This window comes from Pseudomonas sp. SBB6, from assembly GCF_024213215.1.
Lineage (GTDB): Bacteria > Pseudomonadota > Gammaproteobacteria > Pseudomonadales > Pseudomonadaceae > Aquipseudomonas > Aquipseudomonas donghuensis.
In genome coordinates this window covers 106,440-124,556 of the sequence record NZ_JANAVH010000003.1, presented here as the reverse complement: position 1 = coordinate 124,556, position 18,117 = coordinate 106,440, and the positions used below count along the sequence as shown (strand labels likewise).

Below are 18,117 nucleotides of genomic sequence, written 5' to 3'. Positions count from 1 at the left end.
CGGAACGTCGATGCCTTTTTCAAATGGATTTTTGCTGAGTTTGTCGTTGTGCCTGGATATCGGCATTGCCAATATCGCCATGATCACCCTGGCCATGCAGCGAGGCTTCCTGCAGGGCTTCTGGCTGGGGCTGGGCACCTGTGTCGGTGACCTGCTGTATGCCATTGCGGCATTGGCCGGAATGACCGTGCTGCTGCAATTTGAAACGGTACGCTGGGTGCTGTGGCTGGGCGGGTCGGTGTTGCTGGTGTGGTTTGCCATCAAGATGCTGCTGGCGGCGCTGCGCGGCAACGCCCACCTGGAGACCCGTGGCGAGGTGGTCGTGGAATCGGGCTGGCGCGAGTTCATGCGCGGGATCTTCCTGGCCATGTCGTCGCCCAGCGCCATCCTTTGGTTTGCCGCGGTCGGCGGGGTGCTGATTTCCCGTTCCGGTGGCGGCAGCCTGTTCGAAGCCGGGCTGTTTCTCTCCGGCTTCTTTGCCGCCGGGCTGATCTGGTGCCTGTCGTTGTGCGGCATTGCCAGCCATGGCGGGCGGTTGTTGGGTGACCGCTTGCTGACCTGGTCGTACCTGCTGTCGGCGGGCATTTTCTGTTATTTCGCCGGCTACGTGATTCTTTCCGGTTACCGCGAGTTCATCCTCGCCGTGCCTGCGGCCACCCCGGGTCTATAATGATTCGAGACACCGGTGCGCAGGTGCCGTCAGGCAGGAGGATCTTCGATGAAAGGTCTTGATGCGAAAAAGATGACGAAGAAAAAACCACTGAAAACCGCCAAAGAAAAACACGCCGCCAAACGCGCCAAACGCTCCGGCGGCAGTTTTCTTCCGCAATAAGGCCAAGAGCTCCGCAAGGGGCTCTTTTCGTCCGGGGCAGGCCCTCAAGCAGATTACGAGAATGGGTAATTGCCGCTACTCTAGCGGTGGGTACGGATGCGCTGTGCCCATTACCCTGGCGAACGAGGCAAAGGACATGACTCTGCAGACTCCCCCGATCAAACCCGCGCGTTTCGAAGACGGTCGTACCTTCACGGTTGCCGGACTTGGTGAGCGCTATGGCCAGGCCACCCTCCAGCAAATCCCCACTCTGTGGCAACGCTTCGAGCAGCACATTGGCCGGGTACCCGGGCAGGTGGGCGGGGAAACCTACGGGGTGTGCTGCAACGGTGACGGCAAAGGCAATTTCGACTATATCGCCGGGGTCCGGGTGCAGGACATCGACCTGCTGCCTGCAGAGTTTCAGCATGTCGAGCTCAAGGCCCGGCGTTATGCGGTGTTTGAGCACCATGGCAGCCTCGACAACCTCAAGGCCACCTTTCAGGCGATCTGGCAGGACTGGGTGCCGGTGTCTGGCGAAACTGTGGCCAACGCGCCTGAGTTCGAGCGCTATGGCAAGGACTTCGACCCCAACGACAGCCACAGCGTGATGGAAATCTGGTTACCTTTGGAAGACAAATGATCGAACGCTGTAGCGATGCACAATAAGCCGATTGGCTTGAACTGCGCCAGGCGTTTTGGCCCGATTGCCCGCGGGAGGACCACCGTCGGTCTTTTCTGGTTCTTCGCGGATGTGATCCTTGGGTTGGGTTTTTGGGGCTCGCAATCAGTTTCCCCAGTCTGTCGATTTCAACCACTGCCATTCGACCATCTGTGAACGCGCCGAGTTGTTCGGCGTCTGATCGCGCAGAGGACACGACCATGAACAGTGCCGCCGAGAACGAAATCCGCCAACTCATCGAACAGTGGATTCCGGCTGTTCGCGCCCGTGATATCGAGGCCATCACCGCCCCTTACGCCGATGACATCCGCGCCTTCGATGCGGTCAAGGAACTGCAGTTCAAGGGCAAGGCTGCCTACCGCGCCCACTGGCAGGCCTGTATGGAGCATTGCCCGGGCGAGATGGTCTTCGAGGTCGAGCAATTGCAGATCCAGGCCACCCCGGAGCTGGCGCTGGCGCATTGGCTCAACCGTTGTGGCCCGGCCAGCAGCGAAGGCGGTGAGGATCAAAGCTGCTACATGCGGGTTACCGTCGGCTACCAGCGCATCGGCGGGCAATGGAAGGTCATTCATGAGCACTGGTCGGCACCGTTCGACATGGAGTCCGGTGCCGCGCTGTTCTCGCTCAAGCCTTGAGCTGAAAAACCCGAGAGTTATGCCGAATCGCGCTTTCTAAGGCGGTGCGATCTGCCGCCATAGTATCCCCAGCTGTGGAGACGACGATGAAATACCTGTGCCTGGTCTACTGTGATGAAAGTCTGCTGCACAGCCTGCCCGACAGCCCGGCCGACGCCGAGTGCATGGCCTACGCCGAATCGATCCAGGGCAGTGGTCGCATGCTTGCCGCCGAGGCGCTCAAGCCGGTGCAGACCGCGACTACCGTGCGCGTGCGCGGCGGGCAGATGAGCCTGACCGACGGCCCCTTCGCCGAAACCAAGGAGCAGTTGGCCGGCTTCTATCTGGTCGATGCGCGAGACTTGAACGAGGCCTTGAACATTGCCAAGGGCATTCCCGCTGCGCGGGTCGGCAGTGTCGAGGTGCGGCCGATCCGAGAGTTGCAACCCTGAAGCGAAGGAGAACAACACCATGAGCCTTCTACCCCCCGAGCAGCCCAAGGCGCAGCATGAGTTGTCGTTGACACGCCTGATCGACGCGCCGCGGAGCAAGGTGTTTCGGGCCTGGACCGAGCCGCGACTGCTTGCCCAATGGTGGGGCCCCAACGGCATGACCACACCGGAATGTGAGATGCAGCTGTGGGTGGGCGGCTTGTTTCGTACGGTGATGCGTGCCCCCGACGGCAGCGAGTACCCGAATCAGGGGGTGTTTCTGGAGATCGTGCCGCCAGCGCGGATCGTTTTCACCGATGCCTTCGGCCCGGGCTGGGTGCCTTCGAACAAAGCCTTCATGACGGCGGTGGTGACCTTCGACGACGTCCATGGCAAGACCCAATACACCGCCCGCGCCTGGCACTGGAGTGCTGCCGATTGCCAGGCCCATGAAGAGATGGGCTTTCACCGTGGCTGGGGTGAGAGCCTGGATCGCCTGGTGGCGGTGGTGACCACGCAGATGCCCGACTGATGGCCGCCCTGGCCCAGGTACGGGTGCAACTGGAGGCCGTTTACCGGCAGGAGTCGCGGCGCATCCTGGCGACGCTGATTCGCCTGCTCGGCGACTTCGACCTCGCCGAAGAGGCCATGCATGAGGCGTTCTTCATCGCTGTCGAGCGTTGGCAGCGCGACGGCATTCCGACAAGTCCCAGGGCCTGGCTGGTGTCCACCGGGCGCTTCAAGGCAATCGATAGCCTGCGCCGGCGGGCGCGTTTCGACCGTTCTCAGGCGCAGTTGATGCAGGCGCTGGCGTCGCTCGAGGAGGTTCAGGTGAATGACCAAGAGCTGGAGGATGACCGTCTGCGCCTGATCTTCACCTGTTGCCACCCGGCGCTGGCCGCCGATGCCCAGGTGCCGCTGACCCTGCGCGAAGTCTGCGACCTGACCACCGAAGAAATCGCCCGCGCGTTTTTGCAGAGCCCGGCGACCATCGCCCAGCGTATTGTCCGCGCCAAGGCCAAGATCCGCGATGCGCGGATTCCCTATCAGGTGCCGTCGCTGGCCGAACTGCCGGAGCGGCTTGATAGCGTGCTGCGGGTGATCTACCTGGTGTTCAACGAAGGCTATTCGGCGTCTTCGGGGGAGAGCCTGATGCGCCATGACTTGAGCGATGAAGCCATCCGCCTGGGGCGTTTGCTCCAGCAATTGCTGCCCGATCCGGAGGTGCTCGGCCTGCTGGCGCTGATGCTGTTGCAGGCCTCGCGGCAGCAAGCGCGCAGCGATGCCCAGGGCGAGCTTGTTGTGCTCGATGAACAGGACCGCAGCCTGTGGAACCGCGAGCTGATTGCCGAAGGCTGCCAACTGGTGCAGCAGGCCCTGCGCAGTCAGCAGTTCGGCGTCTATAGCTTGCAGGCAGCGATTGCCGCCGTGCATGCGCAGGCGGCCAGTGCCGAGCAAACCGACTGGCATGAGATCGTCGGCCTGTACGATGTGCTGTTGCAGCACTGGCCGTCGCCGGTGGTCGAGCTCAACCGCGCGGCCGCCCTGGCCCGGCGCGATGGTGCCCAGGCGGGATTGGCGGCGGTGGAGGCGATTCTGGCTCGTGGGCAGTTGCAGGACTATCACCTGGCCCATTCGGCCCGCGCCGAACTGTGCCGCCAGCTAGGCCGGCTGGAGCAAGCCCGCGAGGCCTATCGCAGCGCCCTTGAACTGACCCGCCAGGGCCCTGAGCGGCGCTTTATCGAGCGCCGCCTGCGCGAGCTGTGAGGCTCAGCCGATGGTGATGGGTGGCGGGCTGACCAGGTCGACGGTCTGCTGCTTGCGCGGGGCGAGAATCTCGGCCTCGCCGTCGACCACCAGCTCGTCGTTCTGATTGAACACGCGCGTGGCGATGCGCACCTTGAACTTCGGCAGTTTCTCGAGGATTTCCAGGCGCACGGTCAGGGTGTCACCGAACTTGACCGGCTTCTGGAAGCTCATGGTCTGGCCCAGGTAGATGGTGCCAGGGCCAGGCAACTCGCAGGCCACCGCGGCGCTGATCAGCGCGCCACTGAACATGCCGTGGGCGATACGCTCCTTGAACATGCTCTTGGCGGCGAACTCGGCATCCAGGTGCACCGGGTTGTGGTCACCGGACATCGCAGCAAACAGCTGAATGTCACGTTCTTCGACAGTCTTGCTGAAGCTGGCGGTCTGGCCGACTTCAAGGGCTTCGTACGGCGTGTTGGTGACCTGGGTCATCACTTGTTTTTCCTTCTGTCGTGGCGGCCGGCCGGTCATTCGCTGCGGGCGGGGCGACCAATGGTCAGCGCCTGCTGCAGCCAGTCGATGATCGCGGCCGTGACCTCGTCACGGTTGGTTTCGTTGAGCAGCTCATGCCGCGCCTGGGGGTAGAGCTGCAACTGTACGTGCTGATTGCCGGCCAGGCGCAAGGCACCGGCCAGATCCTTGAGACGCTTGCCGGCACTGACCGGATCACATTCGCCGCCCATTACCAGGATCGGCAGGTTCGGATCGATCTGCGCCAGGTTGCGGGGCTGGCTGATTTGCTCAAGGCCCATCAGCAGGTCGATCCACAAACGGTTGCTGCAGCGAAAGCCGCACAACGGGTCGGCAGCATACTTGTCGACTTCGGCGTTGTCGCGGCTGAGCCAGTCGAAGGCCGTGCGGTTAGGTTTGAAGGCTTTGTTGAACGAGCCGAACGACAGCCATTCGATCAGCGCGCTGTGCCCCAGCGGGCCCTGGCGCCAGGCTTCGAAGCGGGCGATCAGGCACGCGGTGCGGTACAGGGCCGGGGGCTGGAAGTTCGAGCCGCTGAGAATTGCGCCCTGCAGGCTGGCGCCATGGTGCATCAGGTAGGCCTGGGCGATATAGCTGCCCATGCTGTGGCCGAACAGGAACACCGGCGTGCCCGGGAACTGCTGACCGATGTGCTGGCTGAGCAGGCCCAGGTCATTGATCACGCTGTTCCAGCCATTGTGCCGGGCGAACAGGCCTAAAGTGCCAAGTTCGGCGGTGCGTCCGTGGCCACGCTGGTCGTGGGCGAGCAGGGCATAGCCGGCGTTGGTCAGGGCTTCGCCCAGGCGTTGATAGCGCCCGGCATGCTCGGCCATGCCATGGGCGAGCAACACCACCGCTTTGATCGGCGTGTCCGGCAGCCATTGGTAAACGTAGAGGCTGCAGTGATCGCTGGCCGCAAGCCAGAACGCGTCGTGGTGCATGGCGAGTCCTTGTGCACACAAGTCGGAGAATCAGCTCAGTGTATAACCCAGGCGAACAATCGCAGGGTCCTCAGCAATAAGATTCACAATGTTAATGACAGCGCTTGGCGTATTTGCCACCTGCGACATACCTGCTAACGTCGGCAGAGCACCTTCTTCGCCAAGCAGGCAAGGGGGCCGGAACGGCTCAGGTATGAGGACAAGAATAAATGCAAGCTGATTTCTGGAATGACAAGCGCCCGGCAGGCGTTCCTTCGCAAATTGACGTAAATGCTTACAAGTCCGTGGTCGAAGTATTCGAACGCTCCTGCAAGAAGTTCGCTGACCGCCCGGCGTTCAGCAACCTCGGGGTAACCCTGAGCTACGCTGAGCTCGAACGCTATTCTGCGGCCTTTGCCGCTTACCTGCAGCAGCACACCGACCTGGTGCCGGGCGACCGCATCGCGGTACAGATGCCCAACGTGCTGCAGTACCCCATCGCCGTGTTCGGCGCCTTGCGCGCCGGGCTGATCGTGGTCAATACCAACCCGCTGTATACCGCCCGCGAAATGCGCCACCAGTTCAAGGATTCCGGCGCGCGGGCCCTGGTGTACCTGAACATGTTCGGCAAGCTGGTGCAGGAAGTGCTGCCCGACACCGGCATCGAGTTTCTCATCGAAGCGAAGATGGGCGACATGCTGCCGACGGCCAAGGGCTGGTTGGTCAATACCATCGTCAGCAAGGTCAAGAAGATGGTCCCTGACTACCGTCTGCCCCAGGCGGTGCCGTTCAAGAGCGCCCTGGCCCGGGGCCAGGGCCAGTCGCTCAAGCCGGTGGCGCAGAGCCTGGACGACATCGCCGTGCTGCAGTACACCGGTGGCACCACGGGCCTGGCCAAGGGCGCGATGCTGAGCCACGGCAACCTGGTGGCCAACATGCTCCAGGTGCTGGCGTGTTTCTCCCAGCATGGGCCCGATGGCCAGCGCCTGATCAAGGAAGGGCAGGAGGTGATGATTGCACCGCTGCCGCTCTACCATATCTATGCCTTCACCGCGAACTGCATGTGCATGATGGTTACCGGTAACCACAACGTGCTGATTACCAATCCGCGGGACATTCCTGGTTTTATCAAGGAACTGAAGAAGTGGAAGTTTTCTGCGCTGCTGGGGCTCAACACCCTGTTCGTGGCACTGATGAACCACCCCGAGTTCAAGAACCTCGACTTCTCGGCGCTGAAAGTCACCAACTCCGGTGGTACCGCACTGGTCACGGCCACCGCTGAGCGCTGGGAAAGCCTCACGGGCTGCCGCATTGTCGAAGGCTACGGCCTGACCGAAACCTCGCCGGTCGCCAGCACCAACCCCTATGGCCAGCTGGCGCGCCTGGGCACCGTGGGCATCCCGGTGCCGGGCACGGCGTTCAAGGTCATTGACGACGAGGGCGTCGAGCAACCCTTTGGCGAGCGTGGCGAGTTGTGCATCAAGGGCCCGCAAGTCATGAAAGGCTACTGGCAGCACCCCGAGGCGACCGCCGAGGCGCTGGACAGCGAAGGCTGGTTCAAGACCGGCGACATTGCGGTGATCGACCCGGATGGTTTTACCCGCATCGTTGACCGCAAGAAGGACATGATCATCGTCTCGGGCTTCAACGTGTACCCCAACGAGATCGAAGAGGTGGTGATGGGCCATCCGCAGGTGGCCAGTTGCGCGGTGATCGGCATCCCCGACGAGCGCTCGGGCGAGGCGGTCAAGCTGTTCGTGGTGCCGCGTGAGGGCGGGGTGAGCCTTGAAGAGCTGAAAGCCTACTGCAAGGCCAATTTCACGGGCTACAAGGTGCCCAAGCACATTGTGCTGAGGGAGTCGTTGCCGATGACGGCGGTGGGCAAGATTCTGCGCAGGGAGTTGCGCGATATAGCCTGACGGCAAGCCGCAAGCACGCCTCCAGCTTGCGGCTTGTTTCTTGAAACTCAATACTTTAGAATTTTTACTCTAAAAATGACTACGTGATAATCAAGAGTCATTTACGTGACTGTTTGGGCTACTTTAGCTCTAGGCGGCCCTTGGCAAAGCTGCTACTCTCGGCCCGCTTCGGATTATCTGGTTTGCAATAAACCGTAATCTTATATCAATAATAATCGCATCGACTGCGGTGAAGAATTCGCTGTTGCTGGAGGAGTGGGCTTCCATGATCGAAAATTTTTGGAAGGATAAGTACCCAGCCGGGATTGCCTCGCAAATCAATCCTGATGAGTATCCGAATATTCAGGCGGTATTGAAGCAGTCTTGCCAACGCTTTGCCGATAAACCGGCCTTTAGCAACCTGGGCAAAACCATTACATACGGCGAGTTGTATGAGTTGTCGGGGGCCTTTGCCGCCTACCTGCAACAGCATACCGACCTGCAGCCGGGTGATCGTATTGCCGTGCAGCTGCCCAACGTCCTGCAATACCCTGTTGCCGTGTTCGGTGCCCTGCGGGCGGGCCTGATCGTGGTCAACACCAACCCGCTGTATACCGCGCGGGAAATGGAGCACCAGTTCAATGACTCCGGCGCCAAGGCGCTGGTCTGCCTGGCGAACATGGCGCACCTGGCCGAGAAGGTGGTGCCCAAGACCCAGGTCAAACACGTTATTGTCACCGAAGTGGCCGACCTGTTGCCACCGGTTAAACGCCTGTTGATCAACAGCGTGATCAAGTACGTGAAGAAAATGGTCCCGGCCTATCACCTGCCCAAAGCGGTGAAGTTCAACGATGTCTTGAGCAAAGGCCGCGGCAAGACTGTTCAGGAAGCCAATCCGGACAGTAATGATGTGGCCGTGTTGCAATACACCGGCGGCACTACCGGGGTGGCCAAGGGCGCGATGCTGACCCACCGCAACCTGGTGGCCAACATGCTGCAATGCCGGGCGCTGATGGGCTCGAACCTCAACGAAGGTTGCGAGATCCTGATCACGCCGCTGCCGCTGTACCACATCTACGCCTTCACCTTCCATTGCATGGCGATGATGCTGATCGGCAGCCACAACATCCTGATCAGCAACCCGCGCGACTTGCCGGCGATGGTCAAGGAACTGGGCAAGTGGAAGTTCAGCGGCTTTGTCGGCCTCAATACCTTGTTCGTCGCCCTGTGCAACAACGAGAGTTTCCGCAAGCTGGATTTCTCCGGCCTGAAGATCACCCTGTCGGGCGGCATGGCGCTGCAGATGAGTGTCGCCGAGCGCTGGAAGGCAGTGACCGGATGCGCCATCTGCGAAGGTTACGGCATGACCGAGACCAGCCCGGTGGCAGCGGTCAACCCGGCCGAGCAGAACCAGATCGGCACCATCGGTATTCCGATGCCCTCGACCCTGTGCAAGATCATCGACGACGCCGGCCAGGAACTGGCCCTGGGCGAAGTCGGCGAGCTGTGCGTGAAAGGGCCGCAGGTGATGAAGGGCTACTGGCAGCGTGAAGATGCCACCCACGAGATCCTCGACAGCGAAGGCTGGCTGAAGACCGGTGACATCGCCCTGATCCAGCCGGACGGCTACATGCGTATCGTCGACCGCAAGAAAGACATGATCCTGGTCTCCGGTTTCAACGTCTATCCGAACGAGCTCGAAGATGTGCTGGCGGCCTTGCCGGGCGTGCTGCAGTGTGCAGCCATCGGCGTGCCGGACGAGAAGTCCGGTGAGGTGATCAAGATCTTCATCGTGGTCAAGCCGGGCATGACCGTGACCAAGGAACAGGTGATGGAGCATATGCGCGCTAATGTCACCGGCTACAAAGTGCCACGCTTTGTCGAGTTCCGTGATGCGTTGCCGACGACCAACGTTGGCAAGATCCTGCGCCGTGAACTGCGTGATGAAGAGCTGAAGAAGCTGGGCCTTAAGAAGATCGCCTGAGTTTCAGGCGAGCGCTTCGCGCTCGATCGCTGGCAAGCCAGCTCCCACAGGTACGGTGTAATTGGCCCTTGTGGGAGCTGTCTTGCCAGCGATGGTTTCAGCGCAATTTTTCGAGCATCTGGTAGTACCACATCCCCGCCGCCAGCAACGGATTGCCCAGCACATCGCCCATCGGCACCTTGATGTGTTTGCAGCCGGCAAAGGTATCGAATTTCTCCAGTGTCCCGGTCAGTGCTTCGGCCATGATTTCGCCCATGATATGGCTGGTGGCGATGCCGTGCCCGGAATAACCCTGGCAGTACCAGACGTTATCCGAAAGCTTGCCCAGCTGCGGAATGCGGTTGACCACAATCCCCATCGCACAACTCCACTGGAACTCGATCGGCACGCCCTTGAGCGCCGGAAAGGTGCGCTCGATGCACGGGCGCAGTTCACCGGCGATATCCCGTGAGTCGCGCCCGGAATAGTTGGCGCCACCGCCGAACAGCAGGCGGCCATCGGCGGTCAGCCGGTAGTAGTCGAGGACGAAGCGGCAGTCGTACACCGCCAGGTCCTGCGGGTTGATCTGCGCGGCCAGCTCACCCAGCGGCGCGGTGGTGACGATGCCGCCCATGGCCGGGAAGATCTTGCCCTTGAGCTGGCGCTTTTCCAGTTTGTGATAGACGTCGCCGGCCAACAAAACCTGCTTGGCTTCGACCCGGCCGTGGGCCGTCACCACGGCTGGTTGGTCGCCGTGAATGATGTCCAGTACCTCGGAGTTCTCGAAGATCAACGCGCCCAGGCTATGCGCGGCACGGGCCTCGCCCAGGCACAGGTTGAGCGGGTGCAGGTGCAGGTTACGGCGGTTCTTCAAGGCGCCTAAGTACAGCGGGCTTTGCAGGTGTTCGCGCATGGCATGCTGGTCGAGCAGCTCGACCTGATCGCCCATGCCGCGGCGCTCGGCCTCGGCGGCGAAGGTGCGCAGTTCGCCCATGTGCGAATCTTTCATCGCCGCGTGCAGGTGGCCGCGCTTGAGGTCGCAGTCGATGCCGTAGCGTTCCACCCTTTGCTCGATGATCTGGTGGCCGCGCCAGCGCAGGTGCCAGATGAAGTCATCGACCTCGTCCCCGAGCTTGTCGCGCATCTGCTTGCGCATCGCTTCATCGCCCGAGAGGCTGCCGGTGACCTGGCCGCCGTTGCGCCCGCTGGCGCCCCAGCCGATGCGATTGGTTTCGACAATGGCGACCTTCAGGCCGCGTTCGGCCAGCTCCACGGCGCTGGCGACACCGGTAAAGCCACCGCCGATGATTGCCACATCGACCTTCACCGTGCCCTTGAGCGTCGGGTACTGCGTGGCGTCATTGAGGCTTGCGGTGTAGTAGGAGGCACTGCGCTGGGCAGGGCCGGGATTTACGGCTGCATTCATGACAAAAATCCTTGGCGCAAAAAGAGAGAGTCAGGCCTGGGTCAGGTACCAGCGCCAGTCCTGCTCGCCGACTTCGGCCATGAACTGGCGGTACTCGGCGCGCTTGACCGCAAGGTACACGCCGAGGAACTCGGCGCCGAAGGCCTCCCGTGCCCAGCTCGAACGCTCCAGCGCAGTCAGTGATGTCAGCCAGTCGGTGGGCAGCAGTTCGGTGGCCTGGGCATAGCCATTGCCCTCGACCGGTGCGCCCGGGTCGAGTTGTTGGCGGATGCCGTGATGCAGGCTGGCAAGGATCGCCGCCGCGGCCAGGTAAGGGTTGGCATCGGCGCCGCAGATGCGGTGCTCGATATGCCGGCTATTGGCCGGGCCGCCTGGCACGCGCAGGCTGACGGTGCGGTTATCCACCCCCCAGGTCGGCGCCAGCGGCGCATAGCTGTTGGCTTGGAAGCGTCGATAGGAGTTGGCGTTGGGGCAAAACAGCAGCAGTGAGTCGAGCAGCAGCTCGAGCATGCCGGCCACCGACTGGCGCAGCAGTGGCGTGCCAGCCTTGTCTTCGCTGGCATAGAGGTTGTGGCCCTGGGCGTCGGCCAGGCTCACGTGCATGTGCATGCCGGTGCCGGCCAGGTGATCGAACGGCTTGGCCATGAAGCAGGCCTGCATCCCGTGCTTGTGCGCCACGCCCTTGACCAGGCGTTTGTAGCGCACCGCCTGGTCCATGGCGAGCAGCGCATCGCCATGTTCCAGGGTGATTTCCACCTGGCCCGGGGCGTACTCGGAAATCGCCGTGCGCGCCGGAATGCCCTGGGCTTTGCAGGCAGCATAGAGGTCGGCGAGAAACGGCTCGATCTGTTCCAGTTCGCGCAGGCCGTAGACCTGGGTGCCACGCGGGCGGCCGCCGTCGCTGTCCAGCGCCGGTTGCGGCCGGCCCTGGCTGTCGCGCTTCTGGTCAAGCAGGTAGAACTCCAGCTCGCAGGCCATCACCGGGTAGTAACCGTCGGCCTTGAGCGCATCGATGACCTTGATCAGCAGATGGCGCGGGTCGGCAATGCTCGCCGGCAGGCCTTCGCTGGGGTGCATGCTGACCTGCAGCGCTGCCGTGGGAATCTGCCGCCACGGCAGACGCACCAGGCTGTTTTCCAGTGGATAGGCGCGACAATCAATGTCGCCGACATCCCAGACCAGCCCGGAGTTTTCCACATCGTCGCCGTTCAGGGTCAGGCCGAGGATGGTGCTGGGCAATGGCCGACCGCTTTCGTACACCGCCAGCAGCTCTTCGCGGTGCAGCAGCTTGCCGCGCGGCACGCCATTGGCGTCGAGGATGAACAGCTCGATCATCTCGATATCGGGGTTGGCGGCCAGGAACGTTCGGGCCTGCTCGATGGGGGCAAATTGCATGGTGCTCTCGCTCGCGCCGTCAGGCGCACAGGACTGCCTTGCCGGTCAGGCGGCAGTCATCGACAAGGAAGGTCGGCCAGAAGCTGGCCGCACGGTTCAGTGCAGAGCGAGGCGGGCGTCCGGTGGGCGGGCATGGCGGCAGTGCCACAAGGCCCAGAAGGCGAGAATGATGTGCACCAGCGGATTTTCCCCAGAGCGTGCCCGCACCTTCGGGAACGAAGGACGCAGCAGCGGGCGGGGCAAACCGGGAGACGAAGTCATGCCTGGATACTCCCATGCCGGGGAAGGTTCATTAAATAAGCCTTTATGCAACTTCAGGTAAGTCTTGACTAAACAATGTCCGGGCCGCCTGCAACCGTGCCGAGCGTCGGCAAATCTGCGACAATCGCAGCCCTTGAAAAAGCCGATCATGCAAAAGCAGGCTCACCTGCACGACTAAAAAGCCCCCATGACTGACCACGCGATTGATCAACTGCTGAAAAACCTCGACCACGCCATGATTGCCGAACGTCACCGCCTGCGCCGGCAGCTGCACGAGCTGCGCAAGCGCCCGGACGAGGCCAAGCTTGCGCAATGGGTCGACAAGGTTCAGGCCTCCTGCGCCCAGGTCTCTGCGCGCCAGGCCAGCGTGCCGAGCATCCGTTACGACGACAGCCTGCCGATTGCGGCCAAGCGTGACGAGATCAAAAAGGTGCTGGCCGAGCACCAGGTGCTGATCATCGCCGGTGAAACCGGCTCGGGCAAAACCACCCAGTTGCCGAAGATCTGCCTGGAGCTTGGCCGCGGCCAGCATGGCCTGATCGCCCATACCCAGCCACGGCGGATTGCTGCGCGCAGTGTCGCTACCCGGGTCGCCGAAGAGCTGGGCACGCCACTGGGGGCGCTGGTTGGCTACCAGGTGCGCTTTGAAGACCAGAGCGACGCCAACACCCTGGTCAAGCTGATGACCGACGGCATCCTCCTGGCCGAAACCCAGCACGACCGTTTTCTTGAGCGCTACGACACCATCATTGTCGACGAAGCCCACGAGCGCAGCCTGAACATCGACTTTCTGCTCGGCTACCTCAAGACCCTGCTGCCACGCCGTCCCGATCTCAAGGTCATCATCACCTCGGCGACCATTGACCTTGAGCGCTTCTCCAAGCACTTCAACGATGCGCCGATTATCGAAGTGTCGGGCCGCACCTACCCGGTGGAAACCTGGTACCGGCCATTGACCAGTGAGCAGGACGAGGAGGGCAACCGCGTCGAGGACGACCTCACCGTTGACCAGGCGATCCTCGCCACCCTTGATGAGATCGCCGCCCACGAGCGCAGCCTGGGCAAAGGCCCGGGCGATGTGCTGGTGTTCCTGCCGGGCGAGCGCGAAATTCGCGACGCCGCCGAGATGTTGCGCAAGGCCCAGTTGCGCCACACCGAAATCCTGCCGTTGTACGCGCGCCTGTCACCGGCCGAGCAGCAGAAGATTTTCCAGTCCCATCCGGGGCGGCGCGTGGTGCTGGCCACCAACGTCGCCGAAACCTCGCTGACAGTGCCGGGCATTCGCTATGTGATCGACAGCGGCACCGCGCGGATCAGCCGCTACAGCTACCGGGCCAAGGTCCAGCGCCTGCCGATCGAAGCCGTGTCCCAGGCCAGTGCCAACCAGCGCAAGGGCCGTTGCGGCCGGGTCGAGCCGGGCATCTGCGTGCGCCTGTACAGCGAAGAAGACTTCAACGCGCGGCCGGCCTTTACCGACCCGGAAATCCTGCGCACCAACCTCGCTGCGGTCATCCTGCAGATGCTGCACCTGCGCCTGGGCGAGATCGACGCGTTCCCGTTCATCGAACCACCGGATGGCAAGGCCATCAGCGACGGCTTCAACCTGTTGCAGGAGCTCTCGGCGGTCAACCGCGAGAACCAGCTGACGCCACTGGGCCGGCAACTGGCGCGCCTGCCGGTGGACCCGCGGCTGGGCCGCATGCTGCTCGAAGGCGCCAAGCAAGGCAGCCTTAACGAGCTGTTGATCGTCGCCAGTGCGCTGTCGGTGCAAGACCCGCGCGAGCGTCCACCGGAGCGCCAGCAAGCGGCGGACCAGGCCCATGCCCAATGGAAGGATGCCGACTCCGACTTCGCCGCGCTGGTCAACCTGTGGCGCGGCTTCGAGGAGCAGCGCCAGGCCCTGACCGCCAGCCCGCTACGCAATTGGTGTCGGAAGAACTTCCTCAACTACCTGCGCCTGCGCGAATGGCGCGATGCTCACCGGCAGCTGAGCCTGATCTGCCGCGACCTGCAGTTGAGCATCAATAAAGAGCCTGCTGACTACCCGCGCCTGCACAAGGCGATTCTCTCCGGCCTGCTCAGCCAGATCGGCCAGAAGACCGAAGACGGTGATTACCTCGGTGCCCGTCAGCGGCGCTTCTGGGTGCACCCGTCGTCCGGTTTGGGCAAGAAGCGCCCGCAGTGGCTGATGACCGCCGAGCTGGTGGAAACCACCAAACTCTATGCGCGCATGGTGGCCAAGATCGATTCGGACTGGATCGAGCCGCTGGCCGGGCACCTGATCAAGAAAAACCACTTCGAACCGCACTGGGAGAAGAAGCGCGGCCAGGTGGTGGCCTTCGAGCAGGTCACCCTCTATGGCTTGATCGTGGTCGGCCGTCGGCCAGTGCATTACGGCCCGGTCGACCCGGTGATGTCCCGCGAGCTGTTTATCCGCGAGGCGCTGGTCGGTGGCGAGATCCAGTCCAAGGCCAAATGCCTGAGCGCCAACCGGCGCTTGCTTGAGCAGCTCGACGAGCTGGAGGCCAAGGCCCGTCGGCGCGACATCCTCGCCGATGAAGAAACCTTGTACGGTTTCTATGAAGCGCGCCTGCCGGCGGAGATCCACCAGACCGCAACGTTCGACAGCTGGTACCGGGTCAACAGCCAGAAAGACCCGCAGCTGTTGATCATGCGCGAGGAAGACGTGCTGGCCCGCGAGGCCAGTGAAGTCACCGCCGCGCAGTACCCGGACACCTTGCGCCTGGGCGACCTGAGCCTGGCCCTGAGCTACCACTTCGAGCCGAACCATCCGCGAGACGGCGTCACCGTGCGGGTGCCTGCGCCCCTGTTGCCGAGCCTACCGGGCGAGCGCCTGGAGTGGCTGGTGCCGGGCCTGCTGGAAGCCAAGTGTATTGGCCTGGTGCGCAACCTGCCCAAGGCGCTGCGCAAGAACTTCGTGCCAGTGCCGGACTTCGTCAAGGCCGCGTTGCAGCGCATGAGCTTTGGCGAAGGCTCGTTGCCCCAGGCGCTGGGCCGCGAGCTGCTGCGCATGACCGGTGCGCGGGTCAGCGATGAAGCCTGGGCCGAAGCCGCTTCGCAGGTCGACAGCCATCTGAAGATGAACCTGGAAGTGGTCGATGGCCAGGGCAAGTTCCTTGGTGAAGGCCGCGACCTGGCTGAACTGACTGCACGCTTCGCCGCTGCCAGTCAGGCGGCATTGGCGGTGCCGCAGACTGCGCAAAGCCAGCAGCCGGTGCAGGCCAAGGCCTTTACCCAGGTGGCCGAGACCGCGCAACAGAAGTTTGCCGGGCTGTCGATGACGGTGTATCCGGCGCTGGTGGAAGACAACGGCACGGTCAAGGAGGGGCGTTTCTCGACCCAGGCCGAAGCCGAATTCCAGCACCGCCGTGCCTTGCAGCGCTTGTTGCTGCAGCAACTGGCGGAGCCGGCCAAGTTCCTGCGCGGCAAGCTGCCGGGGCTGACCGAGCTTGGCTTGTTGTACCGTGAACTGGGCCGGGTCGAGGCGCTGGTCGAAGATATCCTGCTGGCCAGCCTCGACAGCTGCATCCTTGAAGGTGAAAGCACCCTGCCGCGCGATGGCGCAGGCCTGGCCTCGCTGGCCGAGCGCAAGCGCGGAAGCTGGGCCGAGCACGCCGAACGCCTGGCGCGCCTGACCCTGGACATCCTCAAACTCTGGCACGGCCTGCAAAAGCGCTTCAAGGGCAAGATCGACCTGGCTCAGGCCGTGGCCCTCAACGACATCAAGCAGCAATTGGCTAACCTGGTCTACCCGGGCTTTGTCCGCGAAACCCCGGGGCTGTGGCTCAAGGAACTGCCACGCTACCTCAGGGCCATCGAATTGCGCCTGGAGAAACTCGGTTCCCAGGTGCAGAAGGACCGGGTCTGGAGTGGTGAGCTGGGCAACCTCTGGAGCCAGTACCAGACCCGTCTCGACAAGCATGCCCAGGAAGGCAAGCGCGATGAGCAGCTGCAGCTGTACCGCTGGTGGCTGGAGGAATACCGGGTGTCGCTGTTCGCCCAGCAGTTGGGTACCAAGGTGCCGGTTTCCGACAAACGACTGAGCAAGCAGTGGAGTCAGGTGGAAGCCTAAACCCCTGCAGTTGTGGCACACTTGGCTGATATTCGCCGCGTACCCCGGAATTACCTGCCGGGCGTGCGCGGCTCTCGAATGCAGCACTGCGCAGGGGCCCTGCACGTCAGGGTCATTGCCAGTCAAAGTTGGTACTTTGGTGCCAACTAAAACCGACCGAACAGGCCGTTGCCGGGCTGGCAATGGCCACGAACAGAGGAACGACCGTGCATAACGTCGTCATCAGCGGCACCGGCCTGTACACCCCGGCCAACAGCATCTCCAACGAAGAGCTGGTGGAGTCCTTCAACGCCTACGTGCAGCAGTTCAACCGCGACAACGCTGGCGCCATCGAGCGCGGTGAGGTCCAGGCCCTGGCCGAGTCCAGCGCCGCCTTCATTGAAAAAGCCTCGGGGATCAAAAGCCGCTTCGTCATGGACAAGGACGGCATCCTCGATCCGCAGCGCATGAAGCCGCGCCTGCCGGAGCGCGCCAACGACGAACCGTCGATCCTCTGCCAGATGGCCGTGGCCGCCGCCGAGCAGGCCCTGCAACGCGCAGGCCGCACGGCTGCGGACGTCGATGCGGTCATCGTTGCCTGTTCCAACCTGCAGCGCCCGTACCCGGCCATTGCCATCGAAGTGCAACAGGCCCTGGGCATCAACGGCTTTGGTTTCGACATGAACGTGGCCTGCTCGTCGGCCACCTTCGGCATCCAGACCGCCTGCAACAGCGTGCAACTGGGCCAGGCCCGCGCGGTGCTGGTGATCAGCCCGGAAATCTGCACCGGTCATCTGAACTTTCGTGACCGCGACAGCCATTTCATCTTTGGTGATGCAGCCACCGCCGTATTGGTCGAGCGCGCCGACCTGGCGACCTCCAAGCATCAGTTCGACATTGTCAGCACCAAGCTGCTGACCCAGTTCTCGAACAACATCCGCAACAACTTCGGCTTCCTCAACCGCGCGGGCGAAGAGGGCATCGGCGCCCCCGACAAGCTGTTCGTCCAGGAAGGCCGCAAGGTGTTCCGCGAGGTCTGCCCGATGGTTGCCGAGCTGATCGGCCAGCACCTGACCGATAACAGCCTCAACGTCAGCGACGTCAAGCGCTTCTGGCTGCACCAGGCCAACCTGAGCATGAACCACCTGATCGTCAAGAAACTGCTCGGCCGTGATGCCCTGGAAGAAGAGGCACCGGTGATCCTCGACAGCTATGCCAACACCAGTTCGGCAGGCTCGGTGATCGCCTTGCACAAGCATCAGGATGACCTGCCACAGGGCGCGCTGGGCGTGCTCAGCTCGTTCGGCGCCGGTTATTCGATCGGTAGCGTGATCCTGCGCAAGCGCTGAGCTTCAGTTAAGGGC

General features: G+C 62.6%; 15 protein-coding genes. 10 read left to right on the top strand and 5 right to left on the bottom strand.

Translation table 11 applies throughout. The annotated features are described in order from the left end of the window. Positions 1-10: 10 nt before the first annotated feature. The 6 genes from NLX68_RS06640 to NLX68_RS06615 all read left to right on the top strand — a co-directional run bounded on the left by NLX68_RS06640 (position 11) and on the right by NLX68_RS06615 (position 4,305). Positions 11-670: a LysE family translocator gene (locus NLX68_RS06640; protein WP_254283394.1), complete on the top strand. Its 660-nt coding sequence runs from the start codon at positions 11-13 to the stop codon at positions 668-670. Positions 671-968: 298 nt separating this feature from the next. Then, positions 969-1,454 (top strand): GyrI-like domain-containing protein, encoded by a 486-nt coding sequence (locus NLX68_RS06635; RefSeq protein WP_254283393.1) that lies wholly within the window; start codon positions 969-971, stop codon positions 1,452-1,454. 239 nt (positions 1,455-1,693) lie between these two features. Continuing rightward, entirely contained in the window at positions 1,694-2,128 is a 435-nt protein-coding gene (locus tag NLX68_RS06630) for an SgcJ/EcaC family oxidoreductase (protein ID WP_254283392.1), read from the top strand. Positions 2,129-2,214: 86 nt separating this feature from the next. After that, the gene (locus NLX68_RS06625) at positions 2,215-2,559 is read left to right on the top strand and encodes a YciI family protein (protein WP_010223085.1); all 345 of its coding nucleotides are present in this window, start codon (positions 2,215-2,217) and stop codon (positions 2,557-2,559) included. A 19-nt stretch (positions 2,560-2,578) separates the two neighbouring features. Further along, positions 2,579-3,070: an SRPBCC family protein gene (locus NLX68_RS06620; protein ID WP_254283391.1), complete on the top strand. Its 492-nt coding sequence runs from the start codon at positions 2,579-2,581 to the stop codon at positions 3,068-3,070. Next, positions 3,070-4,305 (top strand): RNA polymerase sigma factor, encoded by a 1,236-nt coding sequence (locus NLX68_RS06615; RefSeq protein WP_254283390.1) that lies wholly within the window; start codon positions 3,070-3,072, stop codon positions 4,303-4,305. Before NLX68_RS06620 ends, NLX68_RS06615 begins: the two co-directional genes overlap by 1 nt. Positions 4,306-4,308: 3 nt before the next feature. Here the strand turns inward: NLX68_RS06615 and NLX68_RS06610 are convergent, their stop codons facing one another. Together NLX68_RS06610 and NLX68_RS06605 are read right to left on the bottom strand one after the other, a co-directional pair. Further along, complete coding sequence (locus tag NLX68_RS06610; RefSeq protein ID WP_010223082.1) at positions 4,309-4,779, bottom strand: MaoC family dehydratase; 471 nt, start codon at positions 4,777-4,779, stop codon at positions 4,309-4,311. 35 nt (positions 4,780-4,814) lie between these two features. After that, the gene (locus NLX68_RS06605) at positions 4,815-5,759 is read right to left on the bottom strand and encodes an alpha/beta hydrolase (protein WP_254283389.1); all 945 of its coding nucleotides are present in this window, start codon (positions 5,757-5,759) and stop codon (positions 4,815-4,817) included. Between the two features lie 209 nt (positions 5,760-5,968). Here NLX68_RS06605 and fadD2 point away from each other — a divergent pair, with 209 nt between their 5' ends. Both fadD2 and fadD1 read left to right on the top strand, forming a co-directional pair. Further along, positions 5,969-7,657: a long-chain-fatty-acid--CoA ligase FadD2 gene (gene fadD2, locus NLX68_RS06600; protein WP_254283388.1), complete on the top strand. Its 1,689-nt coding sequence runs from the start codon at positions 5,969-5,971 to the stop codon at positions 7,655-7,657. A 265-nt stretch (positions 7,658-7,922) separates the two neighbouring features. Beyond that, positions 7,923-9,620, top strand: a complete 1,698-nt coding sequence (fadD1, locus tag NLX68_RS06595; RefSeq protein WP_254283387.1) for a long-chain-fatty-acid--CoA ligase FadD1 — start codon at positions 7,923-7,925, stop codon at positions 9,618-9,620. 97 nt (positions 9,621-9,717) lie between these two features. Here the strand turns inward: fadD1 and NLX68_RS06590 are convergent, their stop codons facing one another. The 3 genes from NLX68_RS06590 to NLX68_RS06580 form a co-directional block, all read right to left on the bottom strand. Next, a complete protein-coding gene (locus NLX68_RS06590) occupies positions 9,718-11,025 on the bottom strand; it encodes an FAD-binding oxidoreductase (protein WP_254283386.1) in 1,308 nt (435 codons plus the stop codon). Positions 11,026-11,055: 30 nt separating this feature from the next. Continuing rightward, complete coding sequence (locus NLX68_RS06585; protein WP_254283385.1) at positions 11,056-12,420, bottom strand: glutamine synthetase family protein; 1,365 nt, start codon at positions 12,418-12,420, stop codon at positions 11,056-11,058. Positions 12,421-12,516: 96 nt separating this feature from the next. Continuing rightward, complete coding sequence (locus NLX68_RS06580) at positions 12,517-12,681, bottom strand: hypothetical protein (protein ID WP_167336594.1); 165 nt, start codon at positions 12,679-12,681, stop codon at positions 12,517-12,519. A gap of 187 nt (positions 12,682-12,868) precedes the next feature. Here NLX68_RS06580 and hrpA point away from each other — a divergent pair, with 187 nt between their 5' ends. After that, positions 12,869-16,774, top strand: a complete 3,906-nt coding sequence (gene hrpA / locus NLX68_RS06575) for an ATP-dependent RNA helicase HrpA (protein ID WP_254283384.1) — start codon at positions 12,869-12,871, stop codon at positions 16,772-16,774. A 206-nt stretch (positions 16,775-16,980) separates the two neighbouring features. After that, complete coding sequence (locus NLX68_RS06570) at positions 16,981-18,102, top strand: beta-ketoacyl-ACP synthase III (RefSeq protein WP_254283383.1); 1,122 nt, start codon at positions 16,981-16,983, stop codon at positions 18,100-18,102. The last annotated feature ends 15 nt before the right edge of the window (positions 18,103-18,117 follow it).

Excerpts from the sequence above, each read along its gene's own strand:
- NLX68_RS06640 (WP_254283394.1), top strand. The coding sequence starts at position 11 with ATGCCTTTTTCAAATGGATTTTTGCTGAGTTTGTCGTTGTGCCTGGAT.
- NLX68_RS06635 (WP_254283393.1), top strand. The coding sequence starts at position 969 with ATGACTCTGCAGACTCCCCCGATCAAACCCGCGCGTTTCGAAGACGGT.
- NLX68_RS06630 (WP_254283392.1), top strand. The coding sequence starts at position 1,694 with ATGAACAGTGCCGCCGAGAACGAAATCCGCCAACTCATCGAACAGTGG.
- NLX68_RS06625 (WP_010223085.1), top strand. The coding sequence starts at position 2,215 with ATGAAATACCTGTGCCTGGTCTACTGTGATGAAAGTCTGCTGCACAGC.
- NLX68_RS06620 (WP_254283391.1), top strand. The coding sequence starts at position 2,579 with ATGAGCCTTCTACCCCCCGAGCAGCCCAAGGCGCAGCATGAGTTGTCG.
- NLX68_RS06615 (WP_254283390.1), top strand. The coding sequence starts at position 3,070 with ATGGCCGCCCTGGCCCAGGTACGGGTGCAACTGGAGGCCGTTTACCGG.
- NLX68_RS06610 (WP_010223082.1), bottom strand. The coding sequence starts at position 4,779 with ATGACCCAGGTCACCAACACGCCGTACGAAGCCCTTGAAGTCGGCCAG.
- NLX68_RS06605 (WP_254283389.1), bottom strand. The coding sequence starts at position 5,759 with ATGCACCACGACGCGTTCTGGCTTGCGGCCAGCGATCACTGCAGCCTC.
- fadD2 (WP_254283388.1), top strand. The coding sequence starts at position 5,969 with ATGCAAGCTGATTTCTGGAATGACAAGCGCCCGGCAGGCGTTCCTTCG.
- fadD1 (WP_254283387.1), top strand. The coding sequence starts at position 7,923 with ATGATCGAAAATTTTTGGAAGGATAAGTACCCAGCCGGGATTGCCTCG.
- NLX68_RS06590 (WP_254283386.1), bottom strand. The coding sequence starts at position 11,025 with ATGAATGCAGCCGTAAATCCCGGCCCTGCCCAGCGCAGTGCCTCCTAC.
- NLX68_RS06585 (WP_254283385.1), bottom strand. The coding sequence starts at position 12,420 with ATGCAATTTGCCCCCATCGAGCAGGCCCGAACGTTCCTGGCCGCCAAC.
- NLX68_RS06580 (WP_167336594.1), bottom strand. The coding sequence starts at position 12,681 with ATGACTTCGTCTCCCGGTTTGCCCCGCCCGCTGCTGCGTCCTTCGTTC.
- hrpA (WP_254283384.1), top strand. The coding sequence starts at position 12,869 with ATGACTGACCACGCGATTGATCAACTGCTGAAAAACCTCGACCACGCC.